This is a genomic window from Rivibacter subsaxonicus (genome assembly GCF_004217215.1).
GTDB classification, from domain to species: Bacteria; Pseudomonadota; Gammaproteobacteria; order Burkholderiales; family Burkholderiaceae_C; genus Rivibacter; species Rivibacter subsaxonicus.
The window spans coordinates 145,271-158,623 of sequence record NZ_SHKP01000005.1 but is presented as its reverse complement, the minus strand read 5'-3'; the positions used below and the strand labels follow the sequence as shown (position 1 = coordinate 158,623).

11 protein-coding genes are annotated in these 13,353 nt (G+C 71.0%); 7 read left to right on the top strand and 4 right to left on the bottom strand.

The window, feature by feature from the left end; genetic code table 11:
• Positions 1-30: 30 nt before the first annotated feature.
• The 3 genes from EV670_RS06725 to EV670_RS06715 are packed head-to-tail and all read left to right on the top strand — an operon-like array spanning position 31 to position 3,040.
• Positions 31-1,086: an SPFH domain-containing protein gene (locus tag EV670_RS06725; RefSeq protein ID WP_130431072.1), complete on the top strand. Its 1,056-nt coding sequence runs from the start codon at positions 31-33 to the stop codon at positions 1,084-1,086.
• Positions 1,087-1,129: 43 nt separating this feature from the next.
• Positions 1,130-2,773 (top strand): DUF4178 domain-containing protein, encoded by a 1,644-nt coding sequence (locus EV670_RS06720; RefSeq protein WP_130431071.1) that lies wholly within the window; start codon positions 1,130-1,132, stop codon positions 2,771-2,773.
• A 42-nt stretch (positions 2,774-2,815) separates the two neighbouring features.
• Positions 2,816-3,040, top strand: coding sequence for a DUF350 domain-containing protein (locus EV670_RS06715; protein ID WP_130431684.1), 225 nt, complete (start codon positions 2,816-2,818; stop codon positions 3,038-3,040).
• A gap of 28 nt (positions 3,041-3,068) precedes the next feature.
• On the opposite strand, the gene EV670_RS06710 is transcribed toward EV670_RS06715, so the two are convergent.
• Together EV670_RS06710 and EV670_RS06705 are read right to left on the bottom strand one after the other, a co-directional pair.
• Positions 3,069-4,130 carry a calcium:cation antiporter gene (locus tag EV670_RS06710; protein WP_130431070.1) on the bottom strand — a complete coding sequence of 354 codons (1,062 nt, stop codon included), beginning with the start codon at positions 4,128-4,130 and terminating at the stop codon, positions 3,069-3,071.
• Between the two features lie 151 nt (positions 4,131-4,281).
• Entirely contained in the window at positions 4,282-5,805 is a 1,524-nt protein-coding gene (locus tag EV670_RS06705) for an MltF family protein (protein WP_130431069.1), read from the bottom strand.
• 132 nt (positions 5,806-5,937) lie between these two features.
• Here EV670_RS06705 and EV670_RS06700 point away from each other — a divergent pair, with 132 nt between their 5' ends.
• From EV670_RS06700 to EV670_RS06685, 4 genes are read left to right on the top strand one after another with little or no spacing between them, the layout of a single operon-like run.
• A complete protein-coding gene (locus EV670_RS06700) occupies positions 5,938-7,545 on the top strand; it encodes a polyamine aminopropyltransferase (protein WP_130431068.1) in 1,608 nt (535 codons plus the stop codon).
• Positions 7,542-9,242 carry an FAD-dependent oxidoreductase gene (locus EV670_RS06695; protein ID WP_130431067.1) on the top strand — a complete coding sequence of 567 codons (1,701 nt, stop codon included), beginning with the start codon at positions 7,542-7,544 and terminating at the stop codon, positions 9,240-9,242. Before EV670_RS06700 ends, EV670_RS06695 begins: the two co-directional genes overlap by 4 nt.
• Positions 9,243-9,251: 9 nt before the next feature.
• The gene (locus EV670_RS06690; RefSeq protein ID WP_130431066.1) at positions 9,252-10,004 is read left to right on the top strand and encodes a DUF2189 domain-containing protein; all 753 of its coding nucleotides are present in this window, start codon (positions 9,252-9,254) and stop codon (positions 10,002-10,004) included.
• On the top strand, positions 10,001-10,222 hold the full coding sequence (locus EV670_RS06685; RefSeq protein ID WP_130431065.1) for a DUF2788 domain-containing protein: 222 nt from the start codon (positions 10,001-10,003) through the stop codon (positions 10,220-10,222). Before EV670_RS06690 ends, EV670_RS06685 begins: the two co-directional genes overlap by 4 nt.
• 133 nt (positions 10,223-10,355) lie before the next feature.
• Here EV670_RS06685 and EV670_RS06680 read toward each other — a convergent pair whose 3' ends face one another.
• Both EV670_RS06680 and EV670_RS06675 read right to left on the bottom strand, forming a co-directional pair.
• On the bottom strand, positions 10,356-11,843 hold the full coding sequence (locus EV670_RS06680) for a sensor domain-containing diguanylate cyclase (protein ID WP_130431064.1): 1,488 nt from the start codon (positions 11,841-11,843) through the stop codon (positions 10,356-10,358).
• A 31-nt stretch (positions 11,844-11,874) separates the two neighbouring features.
• Positions 11,875-13,245, bottom strand: coding sequence for an aminopeptidase P N-terminal domain-containing protein (locus EV670_RS06675; protein WP_130431063.1), 1,371 nt, complete (start codon positions 13,243-13,245; stop codon positions 11,875-11,877).
• Positions 13,246-13,353: the final 108 nt, after the last annotated feature.

Sequence of the window (13,353 nt, the reverse complement as noted above, 5' to 3'; positions counted from 1 at the left end):
CCTCGCGCGACGCCACGTGGAGACTTGGTCATGGCCCTGATGGATTTCATCAAGAAGCAGTTCATCGACGTCATCGAGTGGACCGAGCCCGGCGACGGCCTGCTCGCCTGGCGCTACCCGATGCAGGATCGCGAAATCCAGAACGGCGCGATGCTCACGGTGCGCGAGTCGCAGATGGCGGTCTTCGTCAACGAGGGCCAGGTCGCCGATGTCTTCGGACCCGGCCTGCACAAGCTGACGACGCAGACGCTGCCGCTGCTGACCAACCTGAAGAACTGGGACAAGCTCTTCGCCAGCCCCTTCAAGAGCGACGTCTACTTCTTCAGTACCCGCCAGCAGGTCGACCAGCGTTGGGGCACAAGCCAGCCGGTGACGATCCGCGACAAGGACTTCGGCGCGGTGCGGCTGCGCGCCTTCGGCAACTTCGCCTACCGCGTGGCCGATCCCAAGCGCTTCCACACCGAGATCTCGGGCACGCGCGAGGCCTACACCGCGGCCGAGCTCGACGGCCAGCTGCGCGCGCTGATGCTGCAGCACATCAGCGACGCGGTCGCGTCCAGCGAGGTCGCCTTCCTCGACCTCGCGGCCAATCAGGTCGAGTTCGCGCAGCAGCTGCAGCAGGTCACCGCGCCGGCCTTCGAGGCGCTCGGCCTCAAGCTCGAGGGCGTGACGGTGCAGAACGTCTCGCTGCCCGAGGACCTGCAGAAGGTGCTCGACCAGAAGATCGGCATGGGCATGGTCGGCAACGACATGGGCAAGTTCATGCAGTACCAGACGGCGCAGGCGATCCCGAAGCTGGCCGAAGGTGTCGGCGGCGGGGGTGGCGGTGGCGGCGTGGCCGGCGATGCGATCGGCCTCGGCGCCGGCGTCGCGATGGGCCAGATGATGGCGCAGCAACTGCAGCAGGGGCTGCAGGGCGGAGGTGCCGCGGCCGCGGCGCAGGCCGCCGCTGCGGCGGCCGCGACGCTCTCGCCCGAGCAGGTGATGGCGACGATCGAGAAGCTCGGCGAACTCAAGACCAAGGGCCTGCTGACCGAGGAGGAGTTCGGCGCCAAGAAGGCAGAGTTGCTCAAGAAGCTCGTCTGAGCACGAGCGCGCGCGTCGATAGCGACTGAGTCCCGACTCCCGCTTGGCCTCCACGCCACCCACGCCGCAGCGCGCCTGGCGCTCTGCGTGCCCCAACTGCGGCGCGCCGGTCGAGTTCCGCTCGGCCGCGTCGAGCGCGGCCGTCTGCGGCTTCTGCAAGAGCACGCTGCTGCGCGAGGGCGAGGCACTGCGCCGCATCGGCCAGAGCGCGGAGCTGTTCGACGATCACTCGCCGCTGCAGCTCGGCGTCAGCGGCAAGCATCGCGGCCTGGCGTTCACGCTGGTCGGCCGGCTGCAGTACCGCAGCGCCGACGCGGCGTGGAATGCGTGGCATGCGCTGTTCGACGCCCCGTCCGCAGAGGAGCCGCGCAGCGCCTGGCTGAGCGAGGACAACGGCGCCTACGCCTTCTCTTTCGATGCCGCGCTGAGCGAAGCGGCGCCCGAGGCCGCCGCGCTGCGAGTCGGCAACAGGGTGCTGGTCGGCGGCCGGGCCTGGGAAGTGGCCTCGGTCGTGGTCGCCCGGCTGGCCGCCGCCGAGGGCGAACTGCCGCGCCTGGCCGCGCCGGCCGGCGGCTTCGTCGTCGCCGACCTGCGCAACGCGCAGGGCGAGGTGGCGACGCTCGAGTACATGGACCCGGCGCGGCCGGGCTGGTCGATCGGCCAGGCGGTGAGCTTTGCCGAGCTCTCGCTGCGCGGGCTGCGCGAGGGCGCGGCCGAGAAGACGCTCCAGGGCCGCGCCTTCGACTGCCCGAGCTGCGGCGCGCCGCTCGAGGTCAAGCTCGACAGCACGCGCTCGATCGTCTGCCACCAGTGCAAGGCGGTGGTCGATGTGTCGCAAGGCGCGGGCGCCGACATCGCGCAGCTCAACCGCAACCACTATGGCCAGGACACGCCGGGCATCGGCGGCGCCGAGCCGCTGGTGCCGCTCGGCGCCACCGGCACGCTGGCGATCCACGACGGCGGGGGCGGCGACCCGCTGCCCTGGCAGGTGGTCGGCTACGTCGAGCGCCACACCGTGCCCGGCCCGGGTGACGACGGCGAGCAGTTCTTCTGGCGCGAGTACCTGCTCTACAACGCGACGGCCGGCTTCGCCTTCCTCGTCGATGCCGAGGACGGCTGGAGTTGGGTGCGCACGATCAGCGGCGCGCCGACGCCGAGCGGCCGCGGCGTGCAATGGCGCGGCATCGAGTACCGCGAGCGCGAGCGCTACCGCGGCCAGATCAGCTACGTGCTCGGCGAGTTCTACTGGAAGCTCGAGCGCGGCGCGACGACGGACAACACCGACTACGCCGGCGCGACCGGCAGTACCGCCAATCGCCGCCTCAACCGCGAGCAGACCCGCAGCGAGGCCGGCGAGGAGGTGGTCTGGTCGGCCGGCCAGACCCTGGGCGCCGACGCGGTGCGCGCGGCCTTCGGCCTGTCCGCGCAACCCGCCTTTGCGCGAGACGTGCAGCCGACTGCGGGCCGCCAGGGGCGCGGCCTGGCCTTCATGTTCTTCGGCTTTCTGTTCATCGCGCTGATGTTCTCGATGGTCCGCTGCGGCCGCGATGACTGCTCCGAACTCAGGCGCACCTACGGCGAGTCGAGCACCGAGTACCAGCAGTGCGCGCGCAACGCCGGTGGCTATGGCGGTGGCTATGGTGGCGCCTACGGTGGCTACAGCAGCGGCAGCGGTGGCCACAAGTAGGCGCATCCTCCCAATGAACCCTAGAAGGAGAGAACGACCATGATGGGAATCGAATGGCTGCGGCCCGGGGTCTTCGTCGGCTCGGTCGCGTTCGCGCTGGTCGGCGTCGCCGTCTTCTGGCTCTGCTTCGTGATCATCGACAAGCTCACCCCCTACGACCTGTGGGGCGAGATCGTCGAGAAGAAGAACCTGGCGCTGGCGATCGTGGTCGGCGCGATGTGCCTGGGCATCTCGATCATCATCGCGGCGGCGATGCACGGCGGCTGAGGCCGCCGCCCCGGCGCAGCGATGCCCGCTACGGCACGAACGCCAGGAACACGAAGACCGCGAAGATGACGAGGTGCACCGCGCCCTGCATCAGCGTCGTGCGGCCGCTGGCCAGCGTGATGCTGCCGACCAGGAAGCTCAGCGCCAGCAGCACGATCTCGGTCGGCGCCAGGCCCAGCACCAGCGGCAGGTCGAGCCAGACCGCGGCGATCGCAACCACCGGAATCGTCAGCCCGATGCTGGCCAGCGCCGAGCCCAGCGCCAGGTTCATGCTGATCTGCAGGCGATCGGCGCGCGCCTGGCGGATCGCGGCCCAGGTCTCCGGCAGCAGCACCAGCGCCGCGATCACGATGCCGATCACCGCCTTCGGCGCGTGCACCACCTCGAGGGCGGTCTCGATGCTGGGCGAGAGGATCTTGGCCAGGCCGACCACGCCGACCAGCGAGACCATCAGCAAGCCGAAGCTGGCCCAGGCCATCGCGTTGGTCGGTGGCGCGGCGTGGGCGTCGACGTCGTCGACAGCGGGCAGGAAGTAGTCGCGGTGGCGCACCGTCTGCACGAAGACGTAGAGCGCCCACATCACGAACGAGACCACCGCGGCGAACAGCAGCTGCGACTCGGCGAAGGTGCCGCTGGCCGAACTGGTCGTGAAGTTCGGCAGCACCAGCGTCAGCGTCGCCAGCGTGACCAGCGCCGCCAGCGCCGGGCCGGCGCCCTCGATGCGAAACGACTGTTCGCGGTGCGCCAGCGCGCCGAGCAGCACGCAGACGCCGACCACGCCGTTGACGATGATCATCACCGCCGCAAAGATGGTGTCGCGCGCGAGGCCCGCCTTCTCGGGGCCGCCGGCCACCATCACGGACAGGATCAGCGCGACCTCGATCACCGTCACCGCGACTGCCAGCACCAGCGTTCCGTAGGGCTCGCCGACGCGGTGCGCCACGACCTCGGCGTGATGCACCGCCGCGAACACGGCGCCCATCAGCGCCACCACGCAGGCGCTGACCAGCAGCGTGCCGAGCGGCAGCGCCAGCGCAGCACCCAGCAGGGCTGCTGCGGCGGCCGGAAAGGCCCAGGTCCAGAGCGGCATCGGATCTCCCTTTGAGCGAGTTCGCGCCGACCGGCGGATCGGCGCACGGCCCGGATCATGCCCGTCGCAAAGCTCCGGTCCCTCGTGCAGTCCAAGGCCGAGCCGTCGGCCTCGGCGCCGCGGTCCTCGGCCCGTCGCGAAGCCCCTCTCCTCAGCGCTTGGGCGCCGACGCCCCCTGCACCGCCTCCAGTGCCCGGCGCTGCTCCGCGCGCGCGTCGAGCAGCAGCTTGTAGCTGGTGTAGTACTTGAAGATGTTGCGCACGTAGGTCGTGGTCTCGATGCCGATCTTCTCGGCGGTGACGATCTCCACGTTGTTGAACCACTTGTCCGGATCGAGCCCACGCTCGGCCGCGAGCTTGCGCATCTTGGCGATGTTGCCGGGGCCGGCGTTGTAGGCGGCAAAGGCGAACAGCGAACGGTTGTTGCCCTTGAAGTCGGCATCCTTGAAGTAGCGCGTCATCAGCTGGTCCATGTACTTGGTACCACCGTGGATGTTGGGCTCGATCTGGGCGATGTTGCCGACGGCGAGCTCCTTGCCGGTGGCCGGCATGATCTGCATCACGCCGATCGCGCCGACATGGCTCTTGGCGTCCTGGCGCAGCTGCGACTCCTGGTAGCCCTGCGCGGCCAGCATGATCGGGTCGAAACCGTACTTGTCGCCGTACTTGCGGAACAGCTCGATCGTCTGCTCCAAGCGCTTGATCTCTTCGGCGCCGGCGTTGTTGCGCAGCTGCTTGACGCGCTTGTTGAGCTGGGCCAGGCGGTAGTCGATGACGCCCTGCTTCTTGACCTGGCCGGTGTAGAACTGGTCGAGCGCGGCCGCCAGCTGCGGACTGTTGGAGCGGTGGGCCCAGCCGACGCGGCCACCGTCGCGCAGCACCAGGCTCTCGTGCAGCTTGATCTTGGGCAGCGTCTGGGCCCAGAGGCGCCCCTTCCAGTCATCGATGACGACGATCTGCAGCAGGCCGACGTTGAGCATCTCCAGCTTGTCCTCGTCCTCCAGCGCATCGGGCAGCGGCACGATCACGACGCGCGGTTTGCCGGCCGCCACCAGCCGCGTGTTGAGCGCCAGCAGGCTCTCGTAGTAGCTGGTCGACGGCCGCGCGTGCACGGTCTTGCCGGCGAGATCGTCGAGCGAGGCGATGGCCGGCGCGCCGGGGCCGGTGGCGATGATCTCGTTGACATCGCTGGCGTCGGCCGGGGCGGCGAAGTCGACGACCTTGTCACGCGCCTCGGTCACCGTGATGTTGCCGGCGGCAATGTCGCCAAGGCCGCTGGCCACGCCGCTGATCAGCTTGTCGCGCGTGGTCGGGATCAGGTAGACCGTCAGCGGCCGCTCGTCGAGGCGATCCTTGTAGGTCTTGTTGACCCAGCGCTCGAAGTCGCGCACCAGCTCGGCCGTGAGGCCGCGCTCGTGGCCGCGGTCGACGTAGTACAGCGAGCGGCTGAAGGGCACCAGCACGCGGATCATGCGGCGCTCGAGCATCTGCTCGAAGTCCCCGGTCCAGGGCTTGTTGGCGAGCTCCAGCGTCTTGGTGGTGGTGGCCGCGGACGGTGGCTTGGCCGGCGCCGAGGCCGCGGTCGCGGCTGGTGCAGCGGGAGCTGCCGCCAGCGTCGCACCGCCAGCGAAACAGAAGACCATGCCGAACAGGATGCCCGTGAAGCGGTTTCGCATCGCATGCCCTCCGAAGCGCGGCCGAGACCGCCGGTGCCGAACAGCCTACAGGTGAAGCGAGCCCACGCGTCGCCGGGTTCCTGCTAGGTTCAACCCGGCTCGGGTGGCGCGCCGATCGCCGATGATTCGGTCATGAGCGCCGTGATTCCGCCCCTGCCGCCGACCCTGCCCGCCGCGCTGCCGCGCATCCGCCCGGCCGAGCTGGCGCTGCTGGTCTCGGTGTTCGTGGTCGCCGCCTGCGGCCTGGTCTACGAGCTGGTGGCCGGCGCGCTGGCGAGCTACCTGCTCGGCGACTCGGTGCTGCAGTTCAGCACCGTGATCGGCACCTACCTGTTCGCGATGGGCATCGGCGCCTGGCTCAGCCGCTTCATCGAGCGTCAGCTGGTGGCGCACTTCGTGCGCATCGAGCTGCTGGTGGCGCTGGCCGGCGGCTTCATGCCGGCACTGCTGTTCGTGGTGCACGGCTCGCTGCCGGCCGGATCGGTGCTGCCGTTTCGCGTCGCGCTCTACGCGCTGGTGCTGGTGGTGGGCATCCTGGTCGGCCTCGAGATCCCGCTCGTGATGCGCATCCTCAAGCGCCACTTCAGCGAGCGCTACGCGCTCAAGGACCTGGTCGCGCAGGTGCTGACCTTCGACTACCTCGGCGCGCTCGCGGTCTCGATCGCCTTCCCGCTGCTGCTGGTGCCGCACCTCGGGCTGACGCGCACCGCGGTGATGTTCGGCCTGCTCAACGCGCTGGTCGCGGTCTGGTCGCTGTGGCTGTTCCGCGCCGAGCTGCGCGCCTGGCGCGCCCATGTGCTGGCCTGCGCGCTGGTGCTGGCGGCGCTGGTCGGCGCCTGGCTCGGCGCCGACGCGCTGAGCCGCTGGGCCGAGGACCGCTTCTACGGCGAGCACATCGTCTTCGCGCGCCAGTCGCCCTACCAGCGGGTGGTGGTCACGGCGTCGAATGGCGGGGTGCGGCTGTTCCTCAACGGCAACCTGCAGTTCAACTCGCGCGACGAGTACCGCTATCACGAGGCCCTGGTGCACCCGGCGATGCTGGCCCACGGCGCGCCGAAGCGGGTGCTGGTGCTCGGCGGCGGCGACGGCATGGCGGTGCGCGAGGTGCTGAGGCACCCCACGGTGGAGAGCGTCACCCTGGTCGAGCTCGATCCGGCCATGACCGAGCTGTTCGCCGGCGACCCGCTGCTGAGCGGGCTCAACAGCGGCGCGCTGAGCTCGCCCAAGCTGAAGATCGTCAACGAGGACGCCTTCGGCTGGCTCGAGCGGCAGCCGGCCGACGCCGGCTTCGACGTCATCGTGATCGACTTTCCCGACCCCAGCAGCTTCGCGATCGGCAAGCTCTACAGCACCAGCTTCTACGCGCTGGTCGATCGCCACCTCGGCGCCGCGGGCTATGCGGTGGTGCAGAGCACCTCGCCGCTGGTGGCGCGCAAGAGCTTCTGGACCATCGCCGCCACGCTCGAAGCGGTGGGCTTCGACAGCAGCGCCTATCACGCCCATGTGCCGAGCTTTGGCGAATGGGGCTTCGTGATCGCCAGCCGCCGGCCACTCGACGTGGCGGCGCTGCAGGCGCGTCCGCACTGGCCGCAAGGCCTGCGCTTCCTCACGCCGCACGGGCTGCCGGCGCTGTTCGACTTTCCGCCCGACATGGCGCGCGTCGAGGCCGAGCCGAACCGCCTCTCGACCCAGAGCCTGGTCCACAGCTTCGAGGCCGAGTGGGGCAAGGTGCACGATTGAGGCGGCGCGATCTGCTGGCCGCGGCGCTCGGCGCTGGCGCGCTGACGGGCTGCGGCCGGCCTGCGGCCGAACCCGGCTTCGACGGCGGCTGGCTCGGCGCCTCGCACCAGCGCGGACATGCGCTGCGTGATCAACGCGGCCATGCGCTGCGTGATCAGCACAGCCATGCGCCGCGCGACGGCGCGGCATCCGACCCAGTCGCCGGCGGGCCGCCGCGCCGTGTCTCGGTGCTGATTGCCGGCGGCGGCGTCGCCGGCCTGGCCGCGGTGCGCGCGCTGCAACGCGCCGGCATCGACGATTTCGCGCTGCTCGAACTCGAGGACGAGGTCGGCGGCAATGCGCGCGGCCACCGCATCGGCGGCATCGACTGCCCGCTCGGCGCGCACTACCTGCCGCTGCCGGGCGCGCAGGCGCGCGAACTCGGCGAGTGGCTGCACGAGCTGGGCCTGGCGCGCAGCGAACTCGGCCGCACCGTCTGGGACGAACGCTACCTCGCCCACGCGCCACAGGAACGGCTGTTCGTGAACGGCGCGCAGGGCGCGCAGTGGATCGAGGGCCTGCTGCCGCTGCAGGACGCCACGCCGGCCACGCTGGCCGCGCTGCGGCGCTTCGCCGACGAGGTCGACGCGGCGCGGCGCACGCTGGCCTTCTCGATGCCGACGCTGCGCAGCCCGTGGAGCGCCGGCCTGGCCGCGCTCGATGCCGAGCCCTTCGCCGCCTGGCTCGACGCGCGCGGCCACCGCGACCCGGCGCTGCGCTGGTACCTCGACTACTGCTGCCGCGACGACTACGGCGCCGGCGCGCATCAGGTCTCGGCCTGGGCCGGCCTCCACTACTTCGCGAGCCGGCACGGCTTTCACGCGCCCGGCGCGCAGGACGACGAGCAGGCGCACGACGCCGTGCTGACCTGGCCCGAGGGCAATGCCTGGCTCACGCGGCGGCTGGCCGCCGACATCGGCGCCGAACGGCTGCACACCGGCCGCGTGGTGCGGCGCATCGCGCCCGGTCGGCACGAGGTGGAGGTCGAGGCGATCGCCGCGGACGGCGAGCCCGAACGCTGGGTCGCGCAACGCGTGATCGTCGCGCTGCCGCTGTTCATCGCCGCGCACCTGATCGACCCGCTGCCGCCGGCCCTCGCGGCCGCCGCCGCGCACCTGCGCTACGCGCCCTGGCTGGTGAGCAACCTGCACCTGCGCGAGCCGCTGCTGGCGCGCGCCGGCGTGGCGCCGGCCTGGGACAACGTGCTGCACGCGAGCCCGGCGCTGGGCTATGTCGACGCGCGCCACCAGACGCTCGATCCGCGTCCCGGCCCCACCGTGCTGACGCACTACTGGGCGCTTGGCGGCGACAGCGCCGCCGAGCTCGCGGCCAACCGCGGCGCGCTGCTGCAACGGTCCTGGCAGGACTGGGCCCGCGCGGTGCTCGAGGACCTCGGCGTTGCGCACGCCGACATCGCGCGCCGCGTCGATCGCATCGACCTGATGCGCTACGGCCACGCGATGGCGATCCCGACGCCTGGGCTGCGCGGCGATCCGGCGCTGGCCGCGCTGGCGGCGCGCGACGCGACCTCGCGGCTCGCCTTTGCGCATGCCGATCTGTCGGCCTACTCGGTCTTCGAAGAGGCCTTCACGCGCGGCACGCTGGCCGGCGAGGGCGTGGGGCGCGCGCTCGCCGGCGCCGGACGGGCTCGCCGTTAGGATGCACCAATGAACCCGCCGCCGCCGGTCGTCACGCTCGCCTCGCCCTTCGGTTGGCTCGCCGCCGGCTGGCGCGACCTGTGGGCCACGCCGCTGGCGAGCCTGGCCCATGGCGTGCTGTGCGCGGCCTTCGGCGCGCTGCTGTTCAAGCTCGCGCACGATCGCTTCTGGGTGCTCGCCGGTGCCTTCTCGGGCTTCCTGCTGGTGGCGCCGGTGCTGGCGACCGGGCTCTACGCGATGAGCCGTGCGCGCGAACTGGGCCGCGCCTCGGGCATGGCGCGGGTGGCCGGCATCTGGGGTTCCTTCGATCGTCGGCTGGTGCTCTTCGGCCTCGGGCTGGCGGCGGCCGGCACCGGCTGGGTCTTCACCTCCGCGGCGCTGATCACCGGCTTTGCCGGCGTGCCGATCCGCGCGCCGATCGACTTCGTGCGCCACGTGATGCTGGCACCCGGCGTGTTCGGTCTGTTCGAGGTCTGGCTGCTGATGGGCGGGCTGCTCGCGGCGCCGGTGTTCGCCTCCAGCGTGGTCGCGATGCCGCTGCTGGTCGACCGTCGCGAGGCCGGCGTCGGCGACGCGATCGTGGCGAGCTGGCGCGCGGTGGTCGAGTACCCGGGCCCCTGCGCGCTGTGGGCGGCGTTGATCATGGGCCTGGTCGGGCTCGGGCTGGCGACGGCGCTGTTCGGCCTGGTCCTCATCGTGCCGTGGCTCGGCCATGCGAGCTGGCATGCGTACCGCGCGCTGGCGCCGGAGGGCCAGCGATGACTGAGCTCGGCGGTTTCACGGAGGAGCAGATCGCGCGCTTCGGCCTGACGATCGGCGTCGGCGCGTTCATCGTCTACATGCTGTTCGTGATCGCGCAGCTGGCTCGCGAGTCGAAGGCGGGGCGCTTCGGCACCTTCGTGCTGTTCGTCGTGCTGGCCTTCGGCATCTTCGGATTCGTGGCGAAGAACGTCATTGCCTGGGCGTTGGGGATCGAGTGACCTTCTCTCCTCCGCTGCCGCTGCCGCTGCCGCTGCCGCTGCCGCGGTCGCGCTGACTGACCTTGTCAGGACGCGCCGGGTCCCGGCCTCACGCAATACGCAATACGCAAACGCGGGGAAGATCGACGAGCGCTCAGCTCACCGTCGGCGCGCCGTGCCGCCGCTCGTGCCCGCCCGCCGCGTAGAAGGCCTTCTTCTCCGCATACATCTGCTGGTCGGCCCGGTGCAGCGCCGTCTCGAGACGCTCGCCCTGCTGGGCCGTGGCGCAGCCGATCGAGAAGTGCAGGCGGGGTGCGCCGTAGAACTGGTTGTTGACCTCGACCAGTTCGTCGATGCGGGCCAGCAGTGCTGGCGTCGCGCGCTCGTCCATGCCGGGCAGTAGCAGCGCGAACTCGTCGCCGCCAATGCGTGCCACGCAGGCCGGGCCGTCGATCGCCTTGCTGAACACCTCGCCGGCGCGGCGCAGCAGTGCGTCGCCGCCGGCATGGCCGGACTCGTCGTTGACGCTCTTCAGCCCGTTGAGGTCGGCCACCAGCACCGTGATGGGCCACGGGCCGCGGCGCTCGAGCCGCACCAGCTCGTCGTTGAAGAAGCTGCGGTTGCGCAGCTTGGTCAGCACGTCGTGCTTGCCAAGGAACTCCAGGTAGGCCTCGGCCTTCTTGCGCGCGGTGATGTCGGTCAGCGAGACCAGCACCAGGTCCCAGCTCGCCTCGTGGCCCGGCAGCACCGAGAACTGCAGCAGCACGTTGACCGTCTCGCCGCCGAGCGAGTAGTTCACGGTCTCTCGCTGCTGCAGCAGCTTGCCCTGCCATAGCTCGATCAGCTGCTCCTTGAAGTGGCTGGCCATCTCGTCGCGGAAGACGCGGCCGAGCGAGCGCAGCAGCGTGGGCTTGTCGGGCGCGCCGAACATGGAGAGCGTCTGGCGGTTGACGTCGATCACGCGGATCTCGGCCAGGCAGCGCTCGACGAATTCCGGATGCACGTCGACGAAGGTGCGGAAGTCGCTGATGCCCTGCTCGCGCAGCTCGTCGAGCAGGCTCTTGATGACGCTGAAGTCCTCGACCCACAGCGAGACCGGCGAATGCTCGAACAGCCCGCGTGCGTAGTCCTCGCTGGCGGCGATCGCGCGCTGCGCGGCGTTGCGCTCGGTGATGTCCTCGATCGCCAGCAGCACGCGCGACCAGTCGGCCTCGTGCCCGGGCAGCACCGTCGCACCGAGCTGGATCTCGATGCGGCGGCCGTCCAGCGCGTAGTTGACGCTGCGGCTCTCGAAGTGGCGCCGGCCCTCCCACAGCTGCGCCAGCTCCTCCACATGCTGGTCGAGCATGTCGTCGCGAAAGACCTCGGGCAGGCGCGCCACCAGCTCGTCGAGCGAGGCGGCGGCGTAGAGCTCGAGCGTGCGCCGGTTGACCTTGAGGATGCGGATCGAGTGGCTGCAGCTGGCGATCCGCGCCGGGTCGGCACGCAGGTGGGCGCGCAGGTCGCTGACACCCTCGGCACGCCAGCCATCGAACAGCCGCTTCAGTGCGCTGTAGTCCTCGAGCCAGAGCGAGACTGGCGCGAGGTCGAACATCAGGTCGGGATGGGTGGCGGTGACGGCGGCGGTGATCGGCGGGGTCATGCGGGCAAGCTGTTGTCGAAGGCGGGTCGGCTCAGGCGCGCATCAGCGCCTCGATCTCGTCGGCGGCGACGGGCACCTCGCGCGAGAGCAGTTCGCAGCCGCCGTCGGTGACGAGCACGTCGTCCTCGATGCGGATGCCGATGTTCCACCAGCGCTCGGCCACGTCAGCGGCCGGCCGCACGTAGATGCCGGGCTCGATGGTCAGCGCCATGCCCGGCTGCAGCAGGCGCGAGGGATGGCGTACCACGCGCTTGCCGAAGCCGTCGGGCTGCTCGACGGGCGCCTCGTCGCGTGCCAGGTAGTCGCCCGGGTCGTGCACGTCCAGGCCCAGCCAGTGGCCGGTGCCGTGCATGTAGAAGCGCTGGTAGGCGGCCTGCTCGATCACGTCGTCGAGGCCACCGACCGCGTCGCGCGCGAGCAGGCCGAGGTCGAGCATGCCCTGCGAGAGTACGCGCACCGCGGCCCAGTGGCCGTCCTGCTTGCGGGCGCCGGGGCGGGTCACGGCGATCGCCGCTTCCTGTGCCGCGACCACCAGCTCGTAGAGTTCGCGCTGGGCCGGCGTGAAGCGGCCATCGACCGGGAAGGTGCGTGTGATGTCGCTGGCATAGCCCTCGACCTCGGCGCCGGCATCGATCAGGCACAGCTCGCCGGCCTTGAGCTCGGCATAACCGGCGGCGTAGTGGAGGATGCAGGCGTTGGGGCCTGCGGCGACGATGCTTTCGTAGGACGGGCCGCTGGCGCCGGCATGGCGAAAGGCATAGAGCAGCTCGGCCTCGAGCTGGTGCTCGCGCAGGCCGGGCTTGCAGGCCTGCATCGCACGCCGGTGGCCGGAGGCGCCAATGCGGCCGGCGCGGCGCATCAGCTCGGCTTCAACGCCGTCCTTGAACAGGCGCAACTCGTCGATCAGCGGCGCAGCGTCGCACAGCCGCGGCGGGGTCTGCACGCCGGCGCGGCTCTTGGCCCGCAGCGCGTCGAGCGCGGCATGGATCGGGGCCGCCGCGTGCTCGGCATCGAAGGGCCACCAGACCGCGGGCTGGTCGGCCAGCCATTCGACCAGCGTGTCGTGCAGGGCCTCGGTCGGGCGCGCGGCATCGACGGCGAGCGCGGACGGCGCCGCCTCGGGGCCGAGTCGAACGCCGTCCCACAGCTCGCGCTCGGGGTCGCGCGGCGGACACAGCAGCAGGCTGCGACCGCTGGCGTCGAGCAGCAGCCAGCTGTCGGGCTCGGCGAAGCCGCTCAGGTAGAGGAAGCGGCTGTCGGCGCGAAACACATGGGTGTTGTCGCTGCCGTTGCGCAGCAGCACGCGCGCGGTCGGCAGCACCAGCACGCCGCCACCTGCGGCGGCGAGCCGGGCGGCGGTGCGCTGACGGCGCTGGACATGGGCGGGGGACGAGGAGGTCATGAGGGCTCGGGCGGGCAGGGTCGGCGCCGAATGGCTACGCTTGCGGACTCAGTCTAGATCGCCGGCCGCTTTGCGAGTTCGGCGGCGGTCGGCAACCCGTCACGCTTT